At 40.5% G+C, this 25,499-nt stretch carries 25 protein-coding genes (1 of these 25 cut by a window edge); 9 read left to right on the top strand and 16 right to left on the bottom strand.

Annotated elements, in window-relative coordinates; translation table 11 throughout:
- Positions 1 to 184 precede the first annotated feature (184 nt).
- Positions 185 to 730, bottom strand: a complete 546-nt coding sequence (gene ssb / locus N1I80_RS21885; protein ID WP_340739902.1) for a single-stranded DNA-binding protein — start codon at positions 728 to 730, stop codon at positions 185 to 187.
- Positions 731 to 787: 57 nt separating this feature from the next.
- Positions 788 to 1,075, bottom strand: a complete 288-nt coding sequence (gene rpsF, locus N1I80_RS21880) for a 30S ribosomal protein S6 (RefSeq protein ID WP_340739901.1) — start codon at positions 1,073 to 1,075, stop codon at positions 788 to 790.
- A 138-nt stretch (positions 1,076 to 1,213) separates the two neighbouring features.
- Here rpsF and N1I80_RS21875 point away from each other — a divergent pair, with 138 nt between their 5' ends.
- Positions 1,214 to 1,783 carry a DUF3267 domain-containing protein gene (locus tag N1I80_RS21875; RefSeq protein ID WP_445683678.1) on the top strand — a complete coding sequence of 190 codons (570 nt, stop codon included), beginning with the start codon at positions 1,214 to 1,216 and terminating at the stop codon, positions 1,781 to 1,783.
- An 88-nt stretch (positions 1,784 to 1,871) separates the two neighbouring features.
- On the opposite strand, the gene ychF is transcribed toward N1I80_RS21875, so the two are convergent.
- From ychF to N1I80_RS21860, 3 genes are all read right to left on the bottom strand, one after another.
- Positions 1,872 to 2,972, bottom strand: a complete 1,101-nt coding sequence (gene ychF, locus N1I80_RS21870; RefSeq protein WP_340739899.1) for a redox-regulated ATPase YchF — start codon at positions 2,970 to 2,972, stop codon at positions 1,872 to 1,874.
- Positions 2,973 to 3,115: 143 nt separating this feature from the next.
- The gene (locus N1I80_RS21865; protein ID WP_340739898.1) at positions 3,116 to 3,313 is read right to left on the bottom strand and encodes a DUF951 domain-containing protein; all 198 of its coding nucleotides are present in this window, start codon (positions 3,311 to 3,313) and stop codon (positions 3,116 to 3,118) included.
- 24 nt (positions 3,314 to 3,337) lie between these two features.
- On the bottom strand, positions 3,338 to 4,171 hold the full coding sequence (locus tag N1I80_RS21860; RefSeq protein ID WP_340739897.1) for a mechanosensitive ion channel family protein: 834 nt from the start codon (positions 4,169 to 4,171) through the stop codon (positions 3,338 to 3,340).
- Positions 4,172 to 4,249: 78 nt separating this feature from the next.
- Between N1I80_RS21860 and yyaC the strand changes: the two genes are divergently transcribed.
- Positions 4,250 to 4,807: a spore protease YyaC gene (gene yyaC, locus N1I80_RS21855; protein WP_340739896.1), complete on the top strand. Its 558-nt coding sequence runs from the start codon at positions 4,250 to 4,252 to the stop codon at positions 4,805 to 4,807.
- On the opposite strand, the gene N1I80_RS21850 is transcribed toward yyaC, so the two are convergent.
- The 11 genes from N1I80_RS21850 to rpmH all read right to left on the bottom strand — a co-directional run bounded on the left by N1I80_RS21850 (position 4,802) and on the right by rpmH (position 15,099).
- Complete coding sequence (locus N1I80_RS21850; RefSeq protein WP_340739895.1) at positions 4,802 to 5,509, bottom strand: DUF554 domain-containing protein; 708 nt, start codon at positions 5,507 to 5,509, stop codon at positions 4,802 to 4,804. The genes yyaC and N1I80_RS21850 overlap by 6 nt on opposite strands.
- 77 nt (positions 5,510 to 5,586) lie before the next feature.
- Complete coding sequence (locus N1I80_RS21845; protein WP_340739894.1) at positions 5,587 to 6,426, bottom strand: ParB/RepB/Spo0J family partition protein; 840 nt, start codon at positions 6,424 to 6,426, stop codon at positions 5,587 to 5,589.
- Positions 6,419 to 7,180, bottom strand: a complete 762-nt coding sequence (locus N1I80_RS21840) for a ParA family protein (RefSeq protein WP_340739893.1) — start codon at positions 7,178 to 7,180, stop codon at positions 6,419 to 6,421. The genes N1I80_RS21845 and N1I80_RS21840 overlap by 8 nt, the downstream gene beginning before the upstream one ends.
- Positions 7,181 to 7,307: 127 nt before the next feature.
- The gene (gene noc, locus N1I80_RS21835) at positions 7,308 to 8,183 is read right to left on the bottom strand and encodes a nucleoid occlusion protein (RefSeq protein WP_340739892.1); all 876 of its coding nucleotides are present in this window, start codon (positions 8,181 to 8,183) and stop codon (positions 7,308 to 7,310) included.
- Between the two features lie 249 nt (positions 8,184 to 8,432).
- Positions 8,433 to 9,149: a 16S rRNA (guanine(527)-N(7))-methyltransferase RsmG gene (gene rsmG, locus N1I80_RS21830; protein ID WP_340739891.1), complete on the bottom strand. Its 717-nt coding sequence runs from the start codon at positions 9,147 to 9,149 to the stop codon at positions 8,433 to 8,435.
- Positions 9,150 to 9,362: 213 nt separating this feature from the next.
- Entirely contained in the window at positions 9,363 to 11,252 is a 1,890-nt protein-coding gene (mnmG, locus tag N1I80_RS21825; RefSeq protein WP_340739890.1) for a tRNA uridine-5-carboxymethylaminomethyl(34) synthesis enzyme MnmG, read from the bottom strand.
- 24 nt (positions 11,253 to 11,276) lie between these two features.
- Positions 11,277 to 12,662 carry a tRNA uridine-5-carboxymethylaminomethyl(34) synthesis GTPase MnmE gene (gene mnmE, locus N1I80_RS21820; protein WP_340739889.1) on the bottom strand — a complete coding sequence of 462 codons (1,386 nt, stop codon included), beginning with the start codon at positions 12,660 to 12,662 and terminating at the stop codon, positions 11,277 to 11,279.
- Positions 12,663 to 12,861: 199 nt separating this feature from the next.
- On the bottom strand, positions 12,862 to 13,623 hold the full coding sequence (gene jag / locus N1I80_RS21815; RefSeq protein WP_340739888.1) for an RNA-binding cell elongation regulator Jag/EloR: 762 nt from the start codon (positions 13,621 to 13,623) through the stop codon (positions 12,862 to 12,864).
- A complete protein-coding gene (yidC, locus tag N1I80_RS21810) occupies positions 13,620 to 14,384 on the bottom strand; it encodes a membrane protein insertase YidC (RefSeq protein WP_340739887.1) in 765 nt (254 codons plus the stop codon). The genes jag and yidC overlap by 4 nt, the downstream gene beginning before the upstream one ends.
- Positions 14,385 to 14,460: 76 nt before the next feature.
- Positions 14,461 to 14,805, bottom strand: a complete 345-nt coding sequence (gene rnpA / locus N1I80_RS21805; protein WP_340739886.1) for a ribonuclease P protein component — start codon at positions 14,803 to 14,805, stop codon at positions 14,461 to 14,463.
- Between the two features lie 159 nt (positions 14,806 to 14,964).
- On the bottom strand, positions 14,965 to 15,099 hold the full coding sequence (rpmH, locus tag N1I80_RS21800; RefSeq protein ID WP_179392742.1) for a 50S ribosomal protein L34: 135 nt from the start codon (positions 15,097 to 15,099) through the stop codon (positions 14,965 to 14,967).
- 683 nt (positions 15,100 to 15,782) lie between these two features.
- Here rpmH and dnaA point away from each other — a divergent pair.
- The 7 genes from dnaA to N1I80_RS21765 all read left to right on the top strand — a co-directional run.
- Positions 15,783 to 17,132, top strand: coding sequence for a chromosomal replication initiator protein DnaA (gene dnaA, locus N1I80_RS21795; protein ID WP_340739885.1), 1,350 nt, complete (start codon positions 15,783 to 15,785; stop codon positions 17,130 to 17,132).
- Between the two features lie 165 nt (positions 17,133 to 17,297).
- A complete protein-coding gene (gene dnaN, locus N1I80_RS21790; RefSeq protein ID WP_340739884.1) occupies positions 17,298 to 18,434 on the top strand; it encodes a DNA polymerase III subunit beta in 1,137 nt (378 codons plus the stop codon).
- 160 nt (positions 18,435 to 18,594) lie between these two features.
- Entirely contained in the window at positions 18,595 to 18,834 is a 240-nt protein-coding gene (gene yaaA / locus N1I80_RS21785) for a S4 domain-containing protein YaaA (protein ID WP_340739883.1), read from the top strand.
- On the top strand, positions 18,824 to 19,945 hold the full coding sequence (gene recF / locus N1I80_RS21780; RefSeq protein ID WP_340739882.1) for a DNA replication/repair protein RecF: 1,122 nt from the start codon (positions 18,824 to 18,826) through the stop codon (positions 19,943 to 19,945). The genes yaaA and recF overlap by 11 nt, the downstream gene beginning before the upstream one ends.
- A gap of 82 nt (positions 19,946 to 20,027) precedes the next feature.
- On the top strand, positions 20,028 to 21,950 hold the full coding sequence (gene gyrB / locus N1I80_RS21775) for a DNA topoisomerase (ATP-hydrolyzing) subunit B (protein WP_340740117.1): 1,923 nt from the start codon (positions 20,028 to 20,030) through the stop codon (positions 21,948 to 21,950).
- Between the two features lie 30 nt (positions 21,951 to 21,980).
- Positions 21,981 to 24,521: a DNA gyrase subunit A gene (gene gyrA, locus N1I80_RS21770; RefSeq protein WP_340739881.1), complete on the top strand. Its 2,541-nt coding sequence runs from the start codon at positions 21,981 to 21,983 to the stop codon at positions 24,519 to 24,521.
- 122 nt (positions 24,522 to 24,643) lie between these two features.
- Positions 24,644 to 25,499, top strand: the 5' portion of a protein-coding gene (locus tag N1I80_RS21765; RefSeq protein WP_340739880.1) for an HD-GYP domain-containing protein. The gene runs 251 nt beyond the window's last position; only the first 856 of its 1,107 coding nucleotides appear in the window; its start codon is at positions 24,644 to 24,646; its stop codon lies beyond the right edge, outside the window.

The following is a 25,499-nucleotide window of genomic DNA, read 5'->3' as shown; positions in this document are numbered from 1 at the left end:
ATAAGCGGCGCATTGCGTTGTCAGCTTCACTCGTTCAGATCCTCACGTGCCTAAGCACGCTCCGGTCTTCACTCACTCGCTTCCTAGCACTGCTTGCTTCTTGAAACCCTTGTTTTCGGCTTTCAATAAGCGGCGCATTGCGTTGTTTACCGAAACCCTCATTGGTAACTATGCACGGTCGATCTTAGAACGGCAGGTCGTCGTCCGATACTTCTATCGGGCCTCCGCCTGTCGAGAACGGATCGTTATCAGTACGCGTATAGTTTTGCTGATTTGGCTGTTGCTGATATTGTTGAGTCGGCTGCTGATTCTGATAGTACGGTTGCTCGTTCTGCTGAGCGCCTTGGCTTGGTGCGCCATAACTTGGTGCTCCGCCATAGCCAGCTCCGGACCTATCGGCAGTGGATGCATTGCGAGGTTCTAGGAATTGGACGCTATCTGCCACAACTTCTGTCATGAAGACGCGTTTTCCATCCTGACCATCAAAACTGCTTGTCTGAATACGACCTTCAATTCCGGTTAGGCTGCCTTTTCTTAAGAAATTCGCTGTGTTCTCCGCCTGCTTTCTCCAAGTTACGCAGTTGATAAAGTCAGCTTCACGTTCCCCTGATTGGTTCGAGAATGTTCTGTTCACCGCAAGAGTAAAACGAGTCACTGCTACACCAGTTTGTGTATACTTGAGTTCAGGGTCTTTCGTCAGTCGGCCAACTAAAACGACACGGTTAATCATCAGAATTCAACCTCCCTCATCATTTTGTAAGTTTCACCTGTAACGGATATATATAGATTAGCCGTCGATACGGACAGTCATATGACGAAGGATATCTTCGTTAATGTTCGCAAGACGTGTAAATTCATCGATTGCTTGAGTACCAGCGTTTGCTTTTACAAGCTGATAGAAACCTTCACGCAAATCGTCGATTTCGTAAGCAAGACGGCGCTTGCCCCACTCTTTCGACTCGATGATTTCTGCACCATTAGAAGTAAGAACACTGTCAAAACGTTCGATCAACGCTTTTTTTGCTTCTTCTTCCACTGTTGGGCGGATAATATACATGATTTCGTACTTTCTCATCTTCAGTCACCTCCTTATGGACATTGGCCCTGCTGATTGCAGCGGGCAAGGAGTAAGTAATACTATTACTCACATCAGTATATACTAGCACGACTTCATTATTTTTTCAACTATTTTCTTGTATACTTTACTAAAGAGGTGATTTTGTTGAATGAAGTTCCTGAACCTAACAAGGTAATTACAATCGATTTACCGAAAGTTGCTAAGAGTAGCTTACTCATTACTATCGTAGCCCTTGTTCTATTATGGGCTACCCATTTTGCACTTGAACAAGAAATCTCATTTACCATTTCACTATGGTCCGTCGTGCTTTTTATCGTTGGTTATATCGTCCTCATTGTCTTACATGAGTTATTCCATTTACTCGGCTTTCGGCTTTTTGGAAACGTACCGTGGAAGAGAATGGTTGTTGGTGTCAACTTAAAATTAGGAATTGCTTATGCAACGACTGATAAACTGATGACAAACCATGCGATACGAAAAGCACTTCTGCTCCCATTTTGGACAACCGGCGTTGTCCCCGCTATTATTGGACTGGCTCTCGGAAACGGAATACTCATCAGTTTGTCTGCCCTGCTAATAGGTGGAGCTGCTGGTGATTTTGCTATGTATAAGGAGTTGCAAAAACTCCCCGATGATTGGCTAGTGAAAGATGATCCCGAACTTCCACAACTCTATGCCTATGCAGCTGATGCATTCGATAAATAACTAGACACAAAAACCACACTGGGATTTGTTATCCTAGTGTGGCTTTTATGATGTGAATCAATTACACCTCGAGGGTTGGTGAATCAAATTAGACGTTAAATCGGAATAGCATAACATCGCCATCTTTAACGACATATTCTTTTCCTTCAAGACGTACTTTCCCAGCTTCTTTTGCCGCAACCATTGAACCCGTCGCAACGAGATCGTCATATGCCACTGTTTCAGCACGAATGAAACCGCGTTCGAAGTCCGTATGGATGATGCCTGCACACTGGGGTGCTTTCATCCCTTTACGGAATGTCCACGCTCGTACTTCTTGTACACCTGCAGTGAAATACGTTGCAAAGCCTAACAAGTCATAAGAAGCCTTAATCAGTTGATCAAGACCTGATTCCTGAATACCAAGCTCTTCAAGGAACATTTCTTTCTCCTCATCTTCAAGCTCAGCCATCTCTTCTTCGATTTTCGCACAAACAACAATTACTTGCGCATTGTCTTTTTCCGCAAAATCACGAACAATTTTGACATTTTCATTATTGTCAGCATCTGCAATTTCATCCTCAGAAACGTTAGCGACATAGAGCATCGGTTTAATCGTCAGCAGGTTCATCCCTTTTGCAAGGACAAATTCCTCATCCGTAAAGTCTACCGAGCGAGCAGGCTTTTCATTTTCAAATGCTTCTTTTAGTTTCAGCAAAATTGGTTCTTCTGCCATCGCAACTTTGTCTTTCTGTTTTGCCATTTTAGTAACACGAACCAATCGCTTTTCAACAGCTTCCATATCAGCAAGGATCAATTCAAGATTGATGATTTCAATATCATCGATTGGATCGACTTTACCAGATACATGCGTGATGTTTTCATCGACGAAACAACGAACAACTTGGCAAATCGCATCTACTTCGCGAATGTGCATAAGGAATTTATTCCCTAGTCCTTCACCTTTACTTGCACCTTCAACAATCCCTGCAATATCCGTAAATTCAAATGCAGTTGGTACTGTTTTTTTCGGTGTCACAAGCTCCGTCAATTTTTTCAATCTCTCATCAGGTACTTCAACAATACCTACGTTTGGGTCTATCGTACAGAACGGATAGTTTGCCGCCTCTGCCCCCGCCTTAGTAATCGCATTGAATAGCGTCGACTTCCCTACGTTCGGAAGACCGACAATTCCAGCTGTTAACGCCATTCGTTCCACAACCTTTCATTTGTATGTTATATGTCCATTCATTTATTCTATTATGCAACTCTTCCATTATAAGGACAGCAGGCCCGGTTGTCCATTAAGGTGCCGAAAAGTGTAGGACGCCTGATGCCTGAAGTCTAGACAGGTTACGATTCTGCTTTTACTAGAATTTTTTTCATCTTCTTTGAAAACTCGTTGCGTGGAATCATGACACTGTGTCCGCATCCTTCGCATTTGATGCGAATATCTGCACCCATTCTAATAATCTTCCATGCATTCGTTCCACAGGGGTGTTGCTTTTTCATTTCCACAACATCGTTTAAACCATAAACTTTAGCTTCCATAAAAATTACTCAATCCTTTCAAATTTAAAGATTTGCAAATGATTTTGTCACCAATGTTGGATACGGGATATCAATTCCTTGCTGTTCTAAGTATTTCTTCACTCCAATACCAATCGTTCTTGTACAATCATAATGCCGCATTGGTTTTGTTTCAGCAACAATACGTACAATCACTTCGGACTGTGTAAAATCATTAGCCCCAATCAGCTTTGGTACTTTTATAAAGTCATCGTTTTCTTTCGGCAATGTCGCTAAAAATTGTTCAATTACTCTTTCGACTTTATCCATGCCAACATCAAAAGGTATGGTCACATCAACGATAGCTAACGAGTTTTCCATCGAATAGTTGACAACTTGGCTAATCGTACCATTCGGCAATATATGAACTTCCCCAGTAAAACTTTTGATTTTCGTTGTACGCAATCCAATCTCTTCAACAACGCCCTCTGCCACACCAATTTTCACATAATCACCAACTGAAAACTGATCCTCGAATATGATAAAAAAACCAGTAATCACATCTTTCACAAGGCTCTGCGCACCGAATCCCACAGCTAAACCAAGCACCCCAGCACCCGCAAGCAGCCCCTTCACATCAATTTTAAATTCCGCTAATATGGCTAGGATTGCCGAGAAGTAAATGACGTATGACAGTGTGTTTTCCAACAGCTTCAGCAATGTCTTTTCACGCCGCTCCGAGTGATGTATGGGACTTTTCAACTTCACTTGAAAAATACGACGAATAATCACTTTCCCCACCTTAATAATTACAGCTGAAAGAACCATAATGAATACGATTCTCAGTGCAGCCGTACCTAGCCAGCTCCATGTCTCTTCACTAAATAAAAACTTCTCCAATACAAAAATCCCTTCCCTCCGTATAATTAATCACTCGCAAGCGTAGACTGACTATAAAAAAAGAATTGGAGTTTTTTCATGCGAGCTACTCTTTCTTCAACATGCGATTATCGAATCCATTATAAGGAAACAGGTGTGATTTGGAAACTAAGCTCATTATTCCTGCAACACATCCCATTTGATACACATGACCTTATTTTTTTCTGTATTGGAACGGACCGATCCACAGGTGACGCATTAGGACCACTAACTGGTTCCCTTCTTTCAGAATCGACTTTATTTCCTTTCCCTGTCATCGGAACCTTAGAAAATCCGCTACACGCTCTTAATCTTCAACAGCATATCAATCAAACCCAGTTGGATAGTCCTTCCGCCTTCATCGTTGCTATCGATGCCTGTCTTGGACAAGGGAGTTCCATCGGCCAGTTACTTCTCCATAGCGGTCCTATCCACCCAGGCAAAGCTGTTGGCAAAGAGTTGCCCCCTGTCGGTGACTTATCGATTAAGGGCATCGTCAATATTGCTGGTTTCATGGAACATGCCGTCTTGCAAAGTACCCGGCTCCATCTGCCATTCGAAATGAGTCGTATCGTCGCTAGGGCGCTACAACTAGCTTATAGTCGACACAAATCATAGAAAAGTGTGAACAATTGTGACGACTACTCCAACAATAGCGATACCTGGAATTAGATTTGCAACTCTTATTTTAGTTAAGCCAATTAAGTTTAGTCCAATTGCCAAAATCATTAATCCACCTGTTGCCGTCATTTCTGAAATGAAAAAGCTAAGTAATTCATCTGGTACAAAACGACTTATTTGTGTTGAAAACAACGTGATAATTCCTTGATAAAGAAATACCGGAACAGCAGCAAAAGCAACACCAATACCAAGCGTTGAACTCAAAATAATAGATGTAAAACCATCAATAATCCCCTTCATAAGGAGCACATCATGATCATTTCTTAACCCACTATCAATCGCACCGATTATTGCCATCGAGCCAACTACAAAAATGAGCGTCGCCGTGACAAAGCCCTGCGCAATACCAGGGCCTGTTTTATTTTTCGGCATTTTACTTTCCATCCACTGCCCTAGCTGGTTTATTTTCGCGTCAAGGTCCATCCATTCACCTAGGACTGCCCCTATAACAATACTGATGATAACAATCAAAATCTGGCTGCTTTCAAATGTCATTTGTATGCCAATTACAGCAACCGCTAGCCCAATTCCATACATGACCGTTTCTTTCATCCGCTCCGGTATGTTATGTAAAAACCTACCGATGAATGCCCCTATAATTATTAAAAGAGCGTTTATAATTGTTCCAAATAAAACCATACATCCACTTCCGTCCACTATGCTAAGTATAGTAAAAATAATACCTATTTTGCACACTTCGCAAAATAGGTATGTATTTACTCATTCAATAATTCAAGTATACGTTCCAGATCATCTTCAGAGAAAAATTCAATTTCTATTTTCCCCTTGTTTTTAGTTTTCTTAATGGTTACATTCGTCCCAAAGTAATCACGTAAATTTGATTCACGCTCAGCCAAAAACAAATCTTGCTTCTTTTCCTTTTTTGTTTCACGTGGAACATCATCATTCAATTTTTGGACAAGTCTTTCAAGCTGCCGAACATTAAGTCCCTCTTTTAATATTTGTTCTGCTACAAGTGGAATTTGTTCTTTTTTCCGAAGACCAAGCAATGTCCGTCCATGTCCCATTGATAGCTTACTTTCAGAAATATAATTTCTGATTTTCTCAGGTAAAGAAAGCAAACGAACATGGTTGGCGATATGTGGCCTACTTTTACCTAGTCTAAAAGCCAACTGTTCTTGTGTAAGACTAAGATTATCCATAAGGCTATGATAAGCTTCTGCTTCTTCGATAGGCGTCAAATCTTCCCTCTGTAAGTTTTCAAGAATTGCCCACTCCATCGTTTCTTCATCCGTTAATACACGAATAATGGCTGGTACTTCTTCAAGACCAGCCATTTGAGCTGCCCGAAAACGTCTTTCTCCTACAACAATTTCGTATGTAGTACCCGTTCTCCTTAAAATAATTGGTTGAAGTATGCCATGCTCTTTAATCGATGCACTCAATTCTTGGATTGCAGCTTCATCAAATGTTTTCCGTGGTTGATATGGATTTGTTTTAATACTTTTCACATGAATATGTTCAACAGATTCTGCTCTCGTCAGCGACTCCCCTGGGAACAAAGCATTCAAACCTTTTCCAAGGCCTTTAGCCATTGTGAACCACTTCCTTTGCCAGCTCTAAATATACTTCTGCTCCTCGAGATCTTGGATCGTAAATAATAATAGGTTCCCCGTGACTTGGTGCCTCACTTAATCGGACATTGCGGGGAATGATTGTTTTGTACACTTTATCTTGAAAATACTTCTTCACTTCATCAATGACTTGTATGCCTAAATTTGTCCGCGCATCAAACATTGTCAACAATACACCATCAATCATCAAGCCTTCATTTAAATGTTTTTGAACAAGTCGGACTGTACTTAATAATTGACTCAATCCTTCAAGTGCATAATATTCACACTGAACAGGAATAATAATCGAATCTGATGCTGTTAAAGCATTGATCGTCAATAATCCAAGGGAAGGTGGACAATCAATAATAATATAGTCATACAAATCCTTTGCTTCCTGTATGGCGTGTTTCATCCGTACCTCTCTTGAAATCGTTGATACAAGTTCAATTTCTGCACCCGCCAACGAAATGGTGGCCGGTATAATATCAAGATTATCGACTTTCGTGGAACGAATAACATCTTTAATATCGACATCATCAATTAAAATATCATAAATGCATTTCTGAACTTCACCTTTATTCACACCTACCCCACTTGTTGCATTTCCTTGTGGGTCAGTATCAATCAATAGGACTTTCTTTCCTATATGTGCAAGACAAGCACTTAAATTTACGGATGTTGTCGTTTTCCCGACGCCTCCCTTTTGGTTGGCAATCGCTATAATTCTACCCAAAGTCTGCACCCGCTTTCCTGCTCTTTAAGTTTCATTCTATTCTAACTACTAGTTTATCAAAAAAAGCGGTGCAAGTGGGGAAATGTATAATAAAAAACTCCTGCTTTTAATAAGCAAGAGTTTTTTGTCACTTTTTCTTTGGAATTCTTACTGTAATTGTGTAAAAATCCTCAGAATCTTCTTCTTCGGTTTTGACATCTATTCCACTTTTCGTTACAAGAACTAGAGATTGTCTAATCGTATTGACTGCGATGCGCACATCTTTACTTACTGACTTCCTTCTTGGGGCTTTTCTCTTTTCTTTTGCCTCTTCAGGGTTTAACAGCTCTTGGATTCTAGTCTCGAGCTGTTTTACATTTAACTGTTGCTCTACAACTTCCATGTAAAGTTGTAGTTGTAATTCACTATCTTTTAACGGAATGAGTGCTCGTGCATGCCGCTCAGATAGTTCTTTTGTTAAAATCGCTGTTTGAATTTCTTCTGGTAGTTTCAATAATCGTAACTTATTAGCGACGGTCGATTGGCCTTTTCCCAGTCTTTGTGCTAACGCTTCCTGTGTCAATGAATGAAGTTCAATCAGCTTTTCATAAGCAAATGCTTCTTCAATAGCAGTCAATTCTTCACGTTGTAAATTTTCAATGAGTGCAATCGATGCAGTTTCTTTATCATCGAGCTCACGAATGATTGCCGGAACTTCTGACCACCCAAGTTTTTTCATTGCACGGTATCTTCGTTCTCCCGCAATAATTTCATAGGCATCATCTATTTTTCTAATAACAATTGGTTGAATAACACCATGGATGTGAATCGTCCGAGCAAGTTCTTCAATCTTCTCTTCTGAGAAAATTGTACGCGGTTGATATTTATTTGGTTTAATAGACTCTATTTTTACTTGTTCAATTTTCTCTTGATGACTACCTTCGCTTACTAGTGGATCTATCTCCATATCCATAGCTATTTCTTTATCTCCACTTCCAAAAAAACGTGAAAACGGACTTTTCATTCCCGGCACCACCTTTTCAAGACTACTCCCTATTTAAATTACTTTACCACAGGGATAATTTACCTGCTTTGATTATGTTCCACGTGAAACAGTTTATCAGGGAGGAATACAGTTCAATTCCTCCCTGATAAAGCCTCCGGCGGATGTCATGGGTTTTTTATTGGAGCTTAAGAAGGCAGTCTAAGTGCGCGACATCCTGTAGGCCCCAAGCTCGAAAAAAATCCAGACTACATTACGCCAAGGCATAATTTATTGTATCGGTGTCTTATTTGGAACACCTGGTTTACGTGGATACTTTTTAGGCGTTTTCTTTTCTTTATCAAAAACAAAGATATTTCGTTCACTATTTTCAATTGGCAGTTTGAATGAGTGTTCTTCCTTGATGATAGCACCGAGAATGGATAGTGATTTTTTTGCATCTGCAAGTTCATCGTCCGCAGCTGCACCTTTCATGGAAATGAAAATTCCGCCTAATTTAACGAGAGGCACACACAATTCAGCCAGCACAGACAAACGTGCAACGGCACGTGCCGTAACAATATCAAACTTTTCACGATACAGTAGGTTCTGTCCGAAATCCTCGGCTCTCGCATGTACAAAATGCACATTCGTAAGCTGAAGCTCCTCTGCTAACGTCCCTAAAAATCCAATTCGTTTGTTTAATGAATCGACGATTGTTACATCGAGTTCTGGAAAACAAATTTTCAAAGGAATGCTTGGAAACCCAGCGCCAGCTCCCACATCACAGATTGTTTTTTGTCCACTTAAATCAATGTAAAAAGCGGCAGAAATTGAATCATAGAAGTGCTTCAAATAAACTGATGGCGCATCCGTTATCGCCGTTAAGTTCATTTTTTCATTCCACTCTACTAGAAGTTCAAAATACTTAGCAAATTGCGCTATTTGTTTTTCATTCAATTCGATGCCTTGTTCCTTCAATGCTTGTACAAATTGCTCTTCATTCATCAATATTCCCCCCTGTAAAGAAAAGCGTAAGCACCTGGTCAGGGGCGACAGGCATAATGAGGACCAGCGACGTGGCGCTCTTTGCCACATAGCTGGGCTGACTTATGACCCGAGCCCCTAGGTGCTGAAGCTAGACAATAAGAAAAGCGTAAGGTACCTTTCCCTAGGCCTAAAAAACTGATGCGAAAATCAGATCCGCACCAGATAAATTACTTAGCCTGATATTTTGGCTATTTTTCCTTGTTCGATATAAACGAGAAGAATTGAAATATCTGCCGGGTTAACACCAGATATACGAGATGCTTGCGCGATCGACAAAGGTCTGACTTCACTCAACTGAGTTTTAGCTTCCGTCGCAATCCCTGATATTGCATGGTAATCAATATTCTCGGGGATTTTCTTATTTTCCATCTTTTTCATTTTCTCCACTTGTTGCATAGATTTTTCAATATAACCCTCGTATTTAATAAATATCTCGACTTGTTCTTCCACTTCCATAGATTTTTTTTCTGCTGGAGGAAGCATTCGTTCGATTTGACTATAATTCATTTCTGGGCGTTTCAGAAGATCCGCCGCTTTCATCGGTTCTCTTAATTCCGTACCGCCTGTTTCACGAATAATTTCTTGAACATGTTCATCAGGCTTGATCGACACTTTGCGCAGTCTATCTATTTCTTCTTCAATATGCTGTTTCTTTAACAGATAAGCTGCATATCGTTCTTCACTAATCATTCCTAGATCATAACCAATTTCCGTTAAACGTAAATCTGCATTATCATGACGTAATAATAATCGATATTCTGCACGTGACGTAAGAAGTCTGTATGGCTCGCTTGTCCCTTTTGTAACAAGATCGTCAATCAGAACACCTATATAAGCATCTGCACGTCCTAGAACGCGCTCAGCTTTCCCTAGAGCACGTGATGCTGCGTTAATACCAGCCATGATTCCTTGGGCAGCTGCCTCTTCGTAACCCGATGTACCGTTTAACTGACCTGCTGTATATAAATTACGGATTTTCTTCGTTTCAAGTGTCGGCCATAATTGTGTTGGAACAATCGCATCATACTCAATCGCATAGCCCGCACGCATCATTTCTGCTTTCTCTAGTCCTGGAACACTTTCAATCAGCTGTCTTTGAACATGTTCAGGTAAGCTTGTCGATAATCCTTGGACATACACTTCCTTGGTATTTCGACCTTCTGGTTCTAGGAAAATCTGATGACGTGATTTATCGGCAAAACGCACAATTTTATCTTCAATAGATGGGCAATAACGTGGACCTTTTCCTTTAATAACCCCAGAATACATCGGTGATAGATGAAGATTCTCATTGATAATTTCATGTGTTCTTGGTGATGTATATGTGAGCCAGCAAGGTAACTGATCCATGATGAATTCAGTTGTTTCAAAGCTGAATGCCCGTGGTACATCATCACCTGGCTGGATTTCAGTTTTGCTATAGTCAATTGTACGACTATTGACACGCGGTGGTGTGCCTGTTTTGAATCTGACCATCTCAAATCCAAGGTCTCGGATATTATCCGCTAATCCTATGGAAGGCATTTGGTTATTTGGACCACTTGAATATTTCAAGTCTCCAATAATGACCTCGCCTCGCAGGAATGTACCTGTTGTAACAATGACCGTTTTCGCACGGTACACTGCCCCCACTTGGGTGATTAAACCTTTTACTTCGTTATCTTCGACAATCAGTTCTTCAACGACTCCCTGATGGAGCGTTAAGTTATCCTGTTCCTCGAGAAGACGTTTCATTTCTTGTTGGTAAAGGACTTTATCGGCTTGCGCCCGAAGCGCGCGTACAGCAGGTCCTTTTCCTGTATTCAACATCCGCATTTGGATATGTGTTTTATCGATTACTTTCCCCATTGCCCCGCCAAGTGCATCAATTTCACGTAAAACAATCCCTTTTGCAGGACCACCAAGTGACGGATTACATGGCATAAAAGCAATCATATCGAGATTCATTGTTAGTACAAGCGTCGATGCACCCATCTTGGCAGCGGATAATGCCGCCTCAACACCGGCATGACCGGCCCCAATGACAATAACATCGAACGTGCCTGCTTCAAATTGTGGCATGTTCTATTTCCTTCTTTCTATTTGTTATTTTCCGAGGCAAAATTGTGCGAACAACTGGTTTATTAAACTTTCCTGGACAGTATCTCCGATAATTTCACCGAGAATTTCCCATGTCCGTGTGACGTCAATCTGTATCATATCGACTGGGACACCTGCTTCAGCTGCGCCTATTGCATCTTCAATGGTTGCCTTTGCGTTGTGCAGCAGTGCGATATGTCTTGCGTTGGATACATATGTGAAATCGCCCGACTCTAGATTTCCTTCGAAAAAGAGTCCAGCAATTGCTTCTTCCAATTCATCGACCCCTTCATCTTTCAAAAGGGACGTGGTAACCATTTTTCCATTAGCCGAAAGCCTCTTCACTTTCGCCAAATCAATTTTCTGCGGAAGATCGGTTTTGTTAACGACAACGATGACATCCATTCCTGCTATCGCTTCAAAAAGACGCTCATCTTCAATGGAAAGCTCTTCGGAACTGTTCAAAACAAGTAAAATTAAATCTGCTTCCTTTAATACTTGTCTCGATCTCTCAACACCAATTCGCTCCACGATGTCTTCTGTTTCCCGGATTCCAGCAGTATCGACAAGACGAAGCGGAACACCTCGAACATTGACGTACTCCTCAATAATATCACGCGTAGTCCCTGCTATGTCAGTTACAATCGCTTTATTTTCTTGTACAAGGCTATTTAGTAACGAAGACTTACCAACATTCGGCCTACCTATAATAACGGTGGATAGCCCTTCTCGAAGGATTTTCCCCTGGGATGAAGTACGTAATAATTGGTCAATTTCATTTTTCACCCAAGTACCTTTTTCAATCATAAGAGGAATTGTGACTTCTTCGACATCATCATATTCAGGATAGTCGATATTCACCTCGACTTGCGCCAATGTTTCAAGGAGCGCTTGTCGTAAATCACCAATCAACCGCGATAGTTTTCCTTCCATCTGGTTCAGCGCGACATTCATAGCACGGTCCGTTTTTGCACGAATCAAATCCATGACTGCCTCAGCTTGTGACAAGTCGATTCGCCCATTAAGGAATGCACGTTTTGTGAACTCACCTGGTTCGGCAAGACGAGCCCCTTCTTTCAACACAAGTTGGAGCACCCGCTGGACAGCCACAAGACCTCCATGGCAATTCACTTCAACAACATCTTCCCGTGTAAATGTTTTTGGTGCTTTCATAAGTGAAACCATTACTTCTTCAACAACCTCGCCTGTGGCAGGGTTTGCCAAATGACCGTAATGAATCGTATGTGATTGTTCTTCCATTAACTTTTTTCCTGACGGAGAACGGAAAATGCGATCTGCTATTTGAATAGCTTCGTCTCCGCTGAGTCTGACGATGGCGATCGCACCTTCCCCCATTGGAGTTGAAACGGCGGCTATTGTATCAAAATGCACATTCTTCACCTTCCTAGCTTAGTTATTCACATGTGGATAAACCATTTCCGGACATGACTATCTAACATAATATAGTATCACAAAACAACTAATCCTTCTAGCACGAGAAACCAAAATATGTGGATAAGTTTTAACTTTATTTTAGCAATAAGCAAAAAAACTCGCAAAGACAGACACGTCTTTGCGAGTTTTTACTTTATTATCGAATAGATTCGATGACAAGATACCTAAATGGATCTTTTCCTTCCGAATATGTTTCGATATCCAAGCGATTTGATAATGTATTATGGATAACTTTTCTTTCATAGGAAGGCATCGGTTCAAGTTGTACTTTTCGCCCTGTTCGCACTGCTTTGTCAGCCATTCGATCCGCGAGTTGCTCCAGTGATTGTTCCCGACGCTCACGATAATCGCCTACATCTACACGAACAACTTTGAATTGAGTAGCTGACTTATTTGTAACAAGTTGGGCTAGCTGTTGAAGCGCATTCAAGGTTTGTCCACGTTTACCAATTAATAGTGCAGCTTTAGCGCTTTCCAATTGAAAATTGACGTATTTACCATCAATTTCATGACTGACCTGAACATCTTCAATGCCCATTTCCATCGCAATCTGCTGTAAATAGTGTTCTGTTTCTTTAATGGCTACTTCATCAGATAATTCTTCTACAAGTACTAGCTCTTGTTGTTGCACAGCTACCGTCATCGATTCATCAACAATTTCTTCTTGCAAATCAATGATTGTCGCTTCAGGTATAACGATTGGTTCAGAGACGGAAGGTTCATCTACATGTATAATCGATACGGTCACTTCAGCTTCTTTTGCACCAAAGCCAAGAAATCCTTTTTTCCCTTGATTGATCACTTTAACTTCAACTTCGTTACGTGTAACACCGAGTGCTGCTAATGCTGACGAGATCGCCAATTCAACTGTGGCTCCCCTTCGCGTCATCCTTGTCATTTTCGTTTCCCTCCTACTTTTACAGGTTCCACTTCTTCTTTCTTAAATGGTTTGTAAATGAAGATATTTTGGATTACTGAAATGATATTCCCAATTACCCAATAAAGTGCAAGTGCAGCTGGCAAGAATGAACCGAAGATCATAATCATAAACGGCATGATATACATCATCACCTTCATTTGAGGGTTCCCCATTGCCGGGCCTGTCCGTAATACGATGAACTGCATCACTCCAGCAATTACTGCAAGCGTAATACTAGGTGCTGCAAGCTCAAACCACAGGAATTTACCGATATCATAAGTCACATTCATGCGACTGATTGCATGATAGAATCCAAAAAGAATCGGCATTTGGATAATTACTGGTAAACAACCTGCCGCTGGATTGATTTTTCGTTCTGACATTACTTTTTGCATTTCTTCGCGATACTTCTGTTGCGTAACGGCATCTTTTGATTTGTACTTTTCTTTCAATGCATTGAGTTCTGGCTGAACTTCTTGCATTCGCTTAGAACTTTGCGTCTGTTTAATCATTAATGGAAGTAAAACAAGTCGAATGATAATTGTAACTGCAACAATTCCCCATCCATATGTTCCAAGTAAATCTTTGAATAGTATGATTAACGATACAAGCGGCCAAACAATATACTTGTTCCAAAACCCTTCGCTGTCTACAGAGATTGGTTGATTGAACTCAGAACATCCAGCCAGGAATACCGCTAATACTGTCAGCATCAACAGTAACGCTACCTTCTTTTTCAAATTGGTTCCCCCAAATCATTTCTTTTTCTTATATAGAGTTGATTATTTTAAGTTTATCATTTTAAGTTCTATCCTTCTACTTCTTCTTTAGTACACGTGCAATACGTAAAACATGTTGTAAACTTTTTTTCGTTTCATGAAAATCAAGTGTGGCCGCCTGATGTCTGGCGATGATGACATAATCCATATCGTTTCGTATTTCGTCCTTCATTTCCAAGAAAGACTGTCTTAAATATCTTTTAATACGATTGCGTGTGACTGCGTTCCCTACTTTCTTACTGACAGAAAGACCAATTCGGAATTCTTGTTGCTCTTCCTTCCTATAGGAATACACAACAAATTGGCGATTGGCAAACGATTTCCCTTTTTTAAATACTTGCTGAAACTCTTCATTTTTCTTTATTCGCTGACGTTTGTTCATAAAACACACCTGCTTCGTCACTTAAATTTAACTTGCTTCAGCTAAAGTCCCCACTTTCATCGGGGTGAAATTACATTCCATTTCTCTTAACAGCTGGACACAATTATGCCTAGGTATAATTGATTTTCAATAGAAAAAAAGACCACTGAGGCAGTGGCCTTATGCTGAAAGTACTTTTCTTCCTTTGCGTCGACGAGCTGCAAGGATTCTACGTCCGCTTTTCGTGCTCATTCTCTCACGGAAGCCGTGAACTTTACTACGTTTACGTTTATTTGGTTGGAATGTACGTTTCATTGTTTAAGACACCTCCTGCGTGATTGTCTGCTTACTACATGACAGTCTTGAATAGTATATATGTATTTCACAGTAAAAGTCAACCCTTTTTTATTCAACAACAAATCAATGGATGGGCTTATTCTTATATTGATGTTAATCAGTTATCCACACTTCCGTCATTTTTTTTTCAATAACGATGTGTATACTATTTCCGCAACTTTTTTTATCCACATAGCTTATCGACATGTTTTTCACATACTAATGCCTGTGGATAAAGGTTTCATCCACATCTGCGAGTCTTGTGGATAAGCCGGAAGAAACCTTGTAATCCATCTTATTTCCTGTTACAATGAGATGGATTTTGTTGTGCACATAATTTAATAGCGATTTTGTTATCCACAATTGTTGATAGGTTGTGGATAATTTTTTCAACATTTTTGTATAATTGTTATCCACAAGAGTGGAAACTGTGTATAATACATATCTTCAGGGTTTTATTTGAATTCAGCAAAAGACCCCATTTCTATAATTTACGTGATAAATGCAAGAAGCCTTTTATTCAATAAGTGTTCAAACACTGGCTGAATTCAAATAGGAGCTTTTTCAAGAAAAGCGGAGACTAGACACGAGCTTGCTCGAAAAAATCTGGACGCAATCACGCTGGAGCGTGATTGATTTTTTACTGTAAAGGAGGCAAGAGATTGGAACACTTAGAAGAATTATGGAGCGAAGTATTGTCGAAAATTGAGCAGAAAATTTCAAGGCCCAGCTTTGAAACCTGGCTCAAGTCGACAAAACTCATGTCGTACGGTGAAGAAAATGTCACTATTGCCGTACCAAATTCATTTGCAAAAGAATGGCTTGAAACTCACTATGTACATCTAATTACTGGCATTTTATCCGAACTGACTGGTGAAGATCGAATCATTCATTTTGTCGTTCCAGAAGATATGGTAGAAAATGATTTCATGGTGCCTAAACCAACTGTGAAACCGATTGAAAATGCTCCGGCAGTAACAGCACCTGGTATGCTCAACCCTAAATACACATTCGATACATTCGTTATTGGTTCAGGAAACCGCTTTGCCCATGCCGCATCACTTGCAGTAGCTGAAGCACCTGCAAAAGCTTATAATCCACTATTCATCTATGGAGGCGTCGGACTTGGCAAGACCCACTTGATGCATGCAATTGGACATTATGTACTCGAACAGAACCCAACAGCCAAAGTGGTTTATCTTTCTTCTGAAAAGTTCACGAACGAATTCATCAACTCAATCCGCGATAACAAAGCCGTCGAATTCCGCAATCGTTACCGGAATGTAGACGTACTTTTAATAGATGATATTCAATTCCTTGCTGGAAAAGAACAAACACAAGAAGAATTTTTCCATACATTCAATACACTTCATGAGGAATCAAAACAAATTGTCATTTCAAGTGATCGACCACCAAAAGAAATTCCAACACTTGAAGATCGACTAAGATCCCGCTTCGAATGGGGTCTAATTACAGATATAGCCCCTCCCGATTTAGAAACTCGGATTGCCATCTTGCGTAAAAAAGCAAAGGCAGATGGACTTATTGATATCCCCAATGAAGTCATGCTATACATTGCAAACCAGATTGACTCGAACATACGTGAACTTGAAGGTGCCCTTATACGTGTTGTTGCCTATTCATCATTAGTCAATACAGATATTAATACAGAGCTTGCTGCAGAAGCGTTGAAAGATATCATTCCGAATTCTAGGCCTCGTACCGTAACCATTCTTGACATCCAAAAAGCAGTGGGAGAGCACTTCAACATTCGGCTAGAAGATTTCACAGCCAAGAAAAGAACAAGATCCATTGCATTCCCACGACAAGTTGCCATGTATCTATCCAGAGAATTGACAGACTCCTCTTTGCCTAAAATCGGATCTGAATTTGGAGGTCGAGATCATTCAACTGTGATCCATGCCCATGAAAAAATTTCAAAAATGTTGAAAGACGATCAAGCTCTCCAACAAGATGTTCAAGATGTACGCAATGTACTCGGTAGAGGATGACCTGTGTATAACATAGAATAAGGTGTGCATACTCGTGAACAGTTTATGCACATGTGGAAAACCTTAATAGGCCAAGGAATAAGTGACTTATCCACATTTCCACAGGCCCTACTACTATTACTACTATTTTATTAAACATTAATATTATATAAGCGAGGGTATAGAATGAAATTTGAAATCATGAGAGATCGATTAATCGATGGACTAAGTGACGTAATGAAAGCAATCAGTCAAAAAGTTGCGATTCCTATTTTGACTGGTATAAAAATTGATGTAGACGACAAAGGAATTACAATGACAGGTAGTGATTCTGATATTACGATTTGTACATTTATCGCTGCTGAAGAAGATGGGGAACAAATCATTCGCGTTTTTGAAAAAGGCAGCATCGTACTACAAGCAAGAGTTTTTAGTGAAATTGTACGAAAACTTCCAACAAATGATGTCACAATTGAAGTTATCAATGGACTTCAAACACATATTCAATCTGGTAAAACAGAATTCCATCTCATTGGATCAGATGCAGAAGATTACCCTGTTTTACCTGAAGTAAAAGATGAGTATCTATTTTCATTACCATCAGACCTGATGAAATCCATTATTCGTGAAACAGTGTTTGCTGTGTCACAACAAGAAACTAGGCCAATATTGACTGGTGTACATTGGGAAGCAAAAGATGGGGGACTTTCTTGCGTAGCCACAGATAGCCATAGATTAGCGAGAAGACTAACAGTACCTGAAGAAATGCCAGAAGTTCCTTTCAGTGTCGTTATCCCAGGAAAAAGTCTTCAAGAATTAAATAAAATTTTGCCTGATAACAGTGAACTTGTGGATATCGTTATTGCAGACCAGCAAGTTTTATTCAAAACAAGAAATGTATTATTTTATTCGCGTTTACTAGAAGGCAATTACCCAGATACTTCTCGCTTAATACCTGCTGAATATAAAACATCGGTTATAGTAAATGGACGTCTTCTTCTTCAAGCGATTGATAGGGCTTCCCTTTTAGCTCGTGAAGAACGAAATAATATTGTCCGATTTTCAGCAGATGAAGGAAAAGTCATTGAAATCTCTTCAAATTCACCTGAAGTCGGAAAAGTTGAAGAGTTAGTCGAAGCAATTGGAGTGACAGGAGAAGAACTAAAGATATCCTTTAGTGCCAAATATATGATGGACGCATTAAAAGCAATTGATGGCCAGGATGTTGCTATCCAGTTTACAGGAGCTATGCGACCTTTCATTTTAAAATCAGTAGATGATGACTCTATTTTGCAGCTAATTCTCCCAGTTCGGACATATTAAAACTTGAAGGATAGTCACTTATTTGACTATCCTTTTTATTTTTATTGGGCATGCGTTTAAACCCGTACTTACTAAAGATAAAGCCTCCCGCGTAATTGCTATCCAACCGAAAGTGGGCTAAAATAGAGGGATAGACTAATTTGCGAGGAGTTGGGGTCTCATGGAAAACCTTACGATTGATACTGAGTACATAACACTCGGTCAACTATTGAAAATGACAAATGCAATCAGTTCTGGAGGCATGGCTAAATGGTTTCTAGAAGAACATACTATCTATGTCAATGGAGAAGCAGAACAGCGACGAGGAAAAAAACTCCGTCACGGAGATGTTATTAATGTTCCTGGTGTCGGTGAATATAAAATACATGATATCTTAACTGAGCAACCGGATGTACATTGAACGGCTAGCATTAACCGATTATCGGAACTATGCAGCGCTTGAATTATCATTTTCCCCACATATTAATGTGCTAATTGGCGAAAATGCGCAAGGAAAGACGAATGTGATGGAGGCCATTTATGTTCTTTCTATGGCAAAATCACATCGAACATCTAATGACCGTGAATTAATACGCTGGGACCAAGAATATGGTAAAATAGAAGGGGACATTCAACGTAAATATGGTCGGCTGCCATTGGAATTGATCCTATCGAAAAAAGGTAAAAAGGCACGTGTCAATCATCTCGAACAAAATCGCCTTAGCCTATACGTTGGTCAATTAAATGTCGTCATGTTTGCACCAGAGGATTTGAATCTTGTAAAAGGGAGTCCTCAGGTACGGAGACGATTTCTTGATATGGAAATTGGTCAAATTTCCCCAGTCTATTTGCATGACTTGTTAACATTCCAAAAAATCCTGAAACAGCGAAATGCCATTTTGAAAGATAATCGGGGGAAATTGGATCTTAATAATGTCATGTTTGATGTGTATACAGAGCAGTATATTCAAGTAGCTGTACAAATTATTCGTAAACGATTTTATTTCATGGAACTTTTACAAAAATGGGCGGAACCAATCCATCATGGTATTTCTCGTGGAATTGAATCACTTGAAATTGCCTATGCGACGCTAAAAGAGTTTGATTCAGGACAGACTGTCGAACAAATGGAATCTATATTCGGTCAAAAATTACTTGAAGTAAGGCGTCGAGAGCTGGAGCGTGGGATGACTTTGGTCGGACCACACCGGGATGATCTTCACTTTTTTGTGAACGGATATGATATTCAGACTTACGGTTCACAGGGACAGCAGCGGACGACGGCGCTGTCCCTTAAACTTGCTGAAATCGAGCTCGTTAAGCAAGAAGTCGGGGAAACACCTATCCTCCTTCTCGATGATGTGTTGTCTGAACTTGATGATTACAGGCAATCTCATCTTTTGAATACCATTCAAGGACAAGTACAAACGATTGTTACAACGACGAATGTAGCGGGAATTGACCATGAAACAATTCGTCAAGCAGACATTTTTGAAGTCACCGCAGGTACAGTGGCTAAAAAAGAGGGATAATGCTTATCCTCACTTGATTAATACAAGGTCTGAAAAATGATAGATGTTAGACGTTCAGAAAGGAATGGTGAACAGTTTGGCAATGGAAGAAAAAGAGTTGCAGACAGCTTATGATGCGAATCAGATCCAAGTTTTAGAAGGACTTGAGGCTGTCCGCAAACGTCCTGGTATGTATATCGGGACGACTAGTTCAAGAGGACTTCACCATCTTGTATGGGAAATCGTTGATAATAGTATTGACGAAGCACTTGCAGGACACTGTGATCATATCGAAGTGACAATTGAAAAAGATAATTGGATTCGCGTAGATGATAACGGTCGTGGAATTCCGGTTGGGATCCAAGAATCTACTGGACGTCCAGCTGTTGAAGTCATTATGACTGTACTTCATGCTGGAGGTAAATTCGGTGGTGGAGGTTATAAGGTATCAGGTGGATTACACGGAGTAGGTGCATCTGTCGTCAATGCTCTATCTGAAACTACGGAGGTCTTTGTCAGACTTGATGGTAAAGTCCATTACATCAAGTTTGAACGTGGCGATGTAGTAGAAGAATTGAATGTCATTGGTGAGACGGATGAAACAGGCACAAGAATCCGCTTTAAGGCTGATCCAGAAATTTTTACTGAAACAACTGTATATGAGTATGATATTTTGGCACACCGTTTGCGTGAGCTTGCTTATCTAAACCGTGGTTTGCGTATTACAATAACGGATGAACGTGAAGATGAAAATCGGAGTGATCATTATTACTACGAGGGCGGTATCAAGTCTTACGTTGAACATTTGAATAAAAATAAAGAGCCTATTCATGAAGAGCCAATCTTCATTGAAGGTGAAAAAGATGGCATTTCAATCGAAATTGCGATGCAATATAACGCTGGTTACGCAGAAAATCTGTTTTCATTTGCAAATAATATTAATACTTACGAGGGCGGAACGCATGAATCTGGCTTTAAAACAGCACTTACACGTGTCATCAATGATTATGCTCGGAAAAATGGAGCACTGAAAGAAGCAGATCCAAACTTATCAGGTGATGACGTGCGTGAAGGATTGACGGCTATTGTTTCCATCAAGCACCCAAACCCACAGTTCGAAGGACAAACGAAGACGAAACTTGGAAACTCTGAAGTGAGTACAATTACAAACTCGCTATTTTCGGAAGGATTCCAACGTTTCTTACTTGAAAATCCAACGACTTCAAAGCAAATTATTGAAAAAAGCCTCATGGCAGCACGTGCACGCATTGCAGCGAAAAACGCACGTGAGTTTACGCGCCGTAAATCTGCACTTGAAGTGTCTAGTTTGCCAGGTAAGTTAGCGGATTGTTCATCACGTGACCCTGCAATAAGCGAACTGTATATCGTTGAAGGTGACTCGGCGGGTGGTTCAGCTAAAATGGGACGAGACCGTCACTTCCAAGCCATTCTTCCGCTTCGAGGAAAAATCTTGAATGTTGAGAAAGCACGACTCGATCGTATTTTAGGTAACTTAGAAATTCGTGCAATGATTACAGCACTCGGAACAGGTATTGGAGAAGAATTCGACCTTTCGAAGGCACGCTATCACAAACTGGTGATTATGACTGATGCGGATGTCGATGGTGCACATATTCGTACGCTTCTATTAACCTTTTTCTTCCGCTTTATGCGACCGCTTATTGAGGCAGGGTATGTTTACATTGCCCAGCCACCGCTTTATCGTGTGAAACAAGGGAAAGTAGAAGAATATTGTTATAAAGAAGAAGAGCTTGAAGAAATTATTAATAGGATGTCGCCTACACCTAAACCTGTCATTACTCGTTATAAAGGGCTTGGGGAAATGGACGCAACGCAATTATGGGATACAACAATGGATCCAGAGCAACGTACATTACTGCAAGTTGAACTTGAAGATGCCTTTGACGCAGATTTAACGTTCCAGCACCTGATGGGAGACGACGTTGAACCACGTCGTAAATTCATCGAAGATAATGCGATGTACGTGACAAATATAGATACTTGAGGAACGTTGAGCTGAAAGGAGTCTAACAACATGGCAGATATGCCGAAACGTGGTGTCCAAGGCATCAACCTTAGTAAGGAAATGAAGACTTCATTCCTTGACTATGCAATGAGTGTCATTGTTTCACGGGCCCTTCCTGATGTAAGGGATGGGTTGAAACCAGTCCACCGCCGTATTTTGTATGCAATGCAAGATTTAGGGAATACCGCCGATAAGCCGCATAAGAAGTCCGCACGTATTGTTGGGGACGTCATAGGTAAGTATCACCCACATGGTGATAGTGCTGTTTACGAGACAATGGTACGGATGGCTCAAGATTTTAACTATCGGTATATGCTCGTTGATGGTCACGGGAACTTCGGTTCAGTTGATGGTGACGGGGCGGCAGCAATGCGATACACGGAATCTCGTATGTCACGCATTGCAATGGAACTTCTTCGTGATATTAATAAAGATACGGTTGATTATCAAAATAACTATGATGAACAAGAAAGAGAACCGGTTGTATTACCAAGCCGCTATCCAAATTTGCTTGTCAACGGGACAACAGGAATTGCAGTCGGAATGGCAACAAATATTCCACCGCATCATCTTGGAGAAACGATTGACGCTGTTATTGCATTGGCGGATAACCCTGCCATTACAACAGAAGAATTGATGGAAATTATACCGGGTCCTGATTTCCCAACAGGGGGGATTATTCTTGGTCGTAGTGGAATTAGAAGAGCTTATGAAACAGGAAAAGGCTCTGTCATTATTCGTGGTAAAGTTGAAATTGAACAGAAATCGAATGGCAGAGAAACGATTATTGTCAGTGAGATACCGTTCCAAGTAAATAAGGCACGACTGATTGAAAAAATTGCAGAATTAGTACGCGATAAGAAAATCGATGGTATTACGTATTTAGCGGATGAATCAGACCGTACAGGTATGCGTATCGTCATTGAAGTGCGTCGTGATGCAAATGCCAATGTATTATTGAATAACTTGTACAAGCAGACGGCATTGCAATCTAGTTTTGGTATTAACATGTTGGCACTTGTCGATGGTCAACCAAAAGTACTAGCGTTAAAAGAAATTTTATATCATTACTTGGAGCACCAAAAAGTTGTCATCCGCAGACGGACGCAGTACGATCTGAAAAAAGCGGAAGATCGTGCACATATATTAGAAGGATTACGCATAGCACTCGATAATATTGATAGAATCATCGCATTAATTCGCGGATCTAAAACAGCAGATGAAGCGAAATCAGGGCTGATGGAGCAGTTTGATTTATCCGAACGTCAAGCGCAAGCTATCCTTGATATGCGCCTTCAACGTTTAACAGGACTTGAGCGGGACAAAATTGAAAGTGAATATGAAGCACTGCAACTGTTAATGACAGAGCTTCGTGCTATTCTTTCGGATGAATTGAAATTGCTTGGGATTATTCGTGAGGAACTGCTCGAAGTGAAAACCCGTTTTGAAGATAAGCGTAGAACGGAAATTACACTGGGCGGAGCTGAAATGATTGAGGACGAGGATCTTATTCCAGTCGAGAACTCAGTATTGACACTCACACATAATGGTTATATTAAACGTTTGCCGGCCAATACTTACCGGAGCCAGCGCCGTGGTGGTCGTGGTATACAAGGGATGGGCACGAATGACGATGACTTCGTTGAGCACCTGTTGAATACATCGACGCATGATACAATCTTATTCTTCACAAGTAGAGGACGAGTATTCCGAACAAAAGGCTATCAAGTACCTGAATTTAGCCGAACTGCTAAAGGTTTACCAATCATCAACTTATTAGGGGTAGACAAAGATGAGAAAGTAACGGCTATGATTCCGGTAGCAGAATTTAAGGAAGATGAGTACTTATTTTTTGCAACTCGTGATGGTATCGTCAAACGTACGCCTGTTACGGAGTTTGCAAACATCCGATCAAATGGATTGATTGCACTAACATTACGTGGCGACGATGAACTAATCGGAGTGAAAATGACTGGCGGCGAAGACAATATCGCTATTGGGACAAAGGATGGTATGTTGATTAAATTCAATGAGGTAGACATCCGTTCTATGGGTCGGGTAGCTGGCGGTGTCCGTGGTATTCGCTTGCGTGAGGGCGACATTACAATCGGCATGGATATCGTGCATGAAGGCGATGAAATCCTAGTTGTGACGGAAAAAGGCTTCGGAAAACGAACGCCAGAAGATGAGTACCGTATCCAAACACGTGGCGGTTACGGATTAAAAACATTGAATGTCACTGATCGTAACGGTAAACTTGTTGCAATGAAGACCGTAGATGGCACAGAAGATCTTATGTTAATTACAATCCACGGTATTTTGATCCGTATGGATATTGAAGATATTTCTGTTATTGGGCGGAGTACACAAGGAGTGCGTCTAATCCGATTAGGAGAAGACGAACTTGTCGCGACTGTTGCTAAAGTTGAAAAAGAAGATGAAGAAGACGAAGAAGACTTCGACAACAACCAAGCTGAGGTCCCTTCGGAAAGTAAAGAAGACTTAACCGTGTCACCAATTATTGATAACGACGAAGATAGCGAGTCTTGAACATGAAAAGGTTATTGAAATGACTAATTTAGTCATTTCAATACCTTTTTTTCTTTTTATCGTCTATTTGAAATATTTAGAGTATGATAAGAGGAACTATAAGGTGAAAGTGGGGAACCTTGATGACCGAAACATATATAAAGACAAGTGATTTGCGTCCAGGTCTTGTAATAAGTGAGGATATATTCGTAAATACAATCTACCCAATCCTTAGAAAAAACACTGTGGTTTCACCTGAGCATTTAGAAGTTTTGCATGTATTTGGTGTGAAAACAGTTAAAATTCATGAACGTCCTGTTGTTAAAAGAGAAGAAGCACATAACCTTGATCAAGAAAACCCTGTAGATCCAGACGATATACTTTCCAAAATACCTATGAAGCAAGCTGACCTGCAAACAAACTATAGTGAAGCGGTTCAAAACTATAAAAAAGAATTTATGGGATGGCGTGCAGGTATACGTCCAGATATTGCAAAAGTTCGTTCGATAGTAATCCCTCTACTGGAGATATTTATCGAACAAAAAAGAATGCTGACCATTTTAAATGATATGTCAGACCCAAAAGAGTATATGTACCATCACTCGATTGCTGTTGGTATATTGGCATCCGCTATTTGTGGACAGATGGGTTTTCCAAAAGGACAGGTGTTACAACTTGGACTTGCTGGTGTTCTTGCCGATTGTGGAATGGCCAAAATTGATACAGCAATTACAGAGAAGGCAGCATTTCTCACGAAAAATGAATTTAACGAAGTGAAAAAACACACGGTATATAGTTACCAGATGATTCAAGACACACCACTTTTGCGTCAGGAAATGAAGCTAGCCATTTTACAGCACCATGAGCGTCTTGATGGAAGCGGTTATCCACGTGGTGACAAAATGGGTCAAGTTTCTATATTTTCGCAAGTCCTTGCGGTAGCAGATGTTTTTCATGCGATGACATCTGAACGGATTCATCGTTCAAAGGAATCACCAT

The organism is Sporosarcina sp. FSL K6-3457, assembly GCF_038007285.1.
In the GTDB taxonomy this organism is placed as follows: domain Bacteria; phylum Bacillota; class Bacilli; order Bacillales_A; family Planococcaceae; genus Sporosarcina.
This window is presented reverse-complemented; position numbering and strand designations above follow the sequence as displayed.

Bases quoted from the DNA above. Each gene is read 5' to 3' on its own strand.
- ssb (WP_340739902.1), bottom strand. From the start codon at position 730: ATGATTAACCGTGTCGTTTTAGTTGGCCGACTGACGAAAGACCCTGAA.
- rpsF (WP_340739901.1), bottom strand. From the start codon at position 1,075: ATGAGAAAGTACGAAATCATGTATATTATCCGCCCAACAGTGGAAGAA.
- ychF (WP_340739899.1), bottom strand. From the start codon at position 2,972: ATGGCGTTAACAGCTGGAATTGTCGGTCTTCCGAACGTAGGGAAGTCG.
- N1I80_RS21865 (WP_340739898.1), bottom strand. From the start codon at position 3,313: ATGGAAGCTAAAGTTTATGGTTTAAACGATGTTGTGGAAATGAAAAAG.
- yyaC (WP_340739896.1), top strand. From the start codon at position 4,250: ATGCGAGCTACTCTTTCTTCAACATGCGATTATCGAATCCATTATAAG.
- N1I80_RS21850 (WP_340739895.1), bottom strand. From the start codon at position 5,509: ATGGTTTTATTTGGAACAATTATAAACGCTCTTTTAATAATTATAGGG.
- N1I80_RS21845 (WP_340739894.1), bottom strand. From the start codon at position 6,426: ATGGCTAAAGGCCTTGGAAAAGGTTTGAATGCTTTGTTCCCAGGGGAG.
- noc (WP_340739892.1), bottom strand. From the start codon at position 8,183: ATGAAAAGTCCGTTTTCACGTTTTTTTGGAAGTGGAGATAAAGAAATA.
- rsmG (WP_340739891.1), bottom strand. From the start codon at position 9,149: ATGAATGAAGAGCAATTTGTACAAGCATTGAAGGAACAAGGCATCGAA.
- mnmG (WP_340739890.1), bottom strand. From the start codon at position 11,252: ATGCCACAATTTGAAGCAGGCACGTTCGATGTTATTGTCATTGGGGCC.
- jag (WP_340739888.1), bottom strand. From the start codon at position 13,623: ATGACAAGGATGACGCGAAGGGGAGCCACAGTTGAATTGGCGATCTCG.
- rnpA (WP_340739886.1), bottom strand. From the start codon at position 14,805: ATGAACAAACGTCAGCGAATAAAGAAAAATGAAGAGTTTCAGCAAGTA.
- rpmH (WP_179392742.1), bottom strand. From the start codon at position 15,099: ATGAAACGTACATTCCAACCAAATAAACGTAAACGTAGTAAAGTTCAC.
- dnaN (WP_340739884.1), top strand. From the start codon at position 17,298: ATGAAATTTGAAATCATGAGAGATCGATTAATCGATGGACTAAGTGAC.
- yaaA (WP_340739883.1), top strand. From the start codon at position 18,595: ATGGAAAACCTTACGATTGATACTGAGTACATAACACTCGGTCAACTA.
- recF (WP_340739882.1), top strand. From the start codon at position 18,824: ATGTACATTGAACGGCTAGCATTAACCGATTATCGGAACTATGCAGCG.
- gyrB (WP_340740117.1), top strand. From the start codon at position 20,028: ATGGAAGAAAAAGAGTTGCAGACAGCTTATGATGCGAATCAGATCCAA.
- gyrA (WP_340739881.1), top strand. From the start codon at position 21,981: ATGGCAGATATGCCGAAACGTGGTGTCCAAGGCATCAACCTTAGTAAG.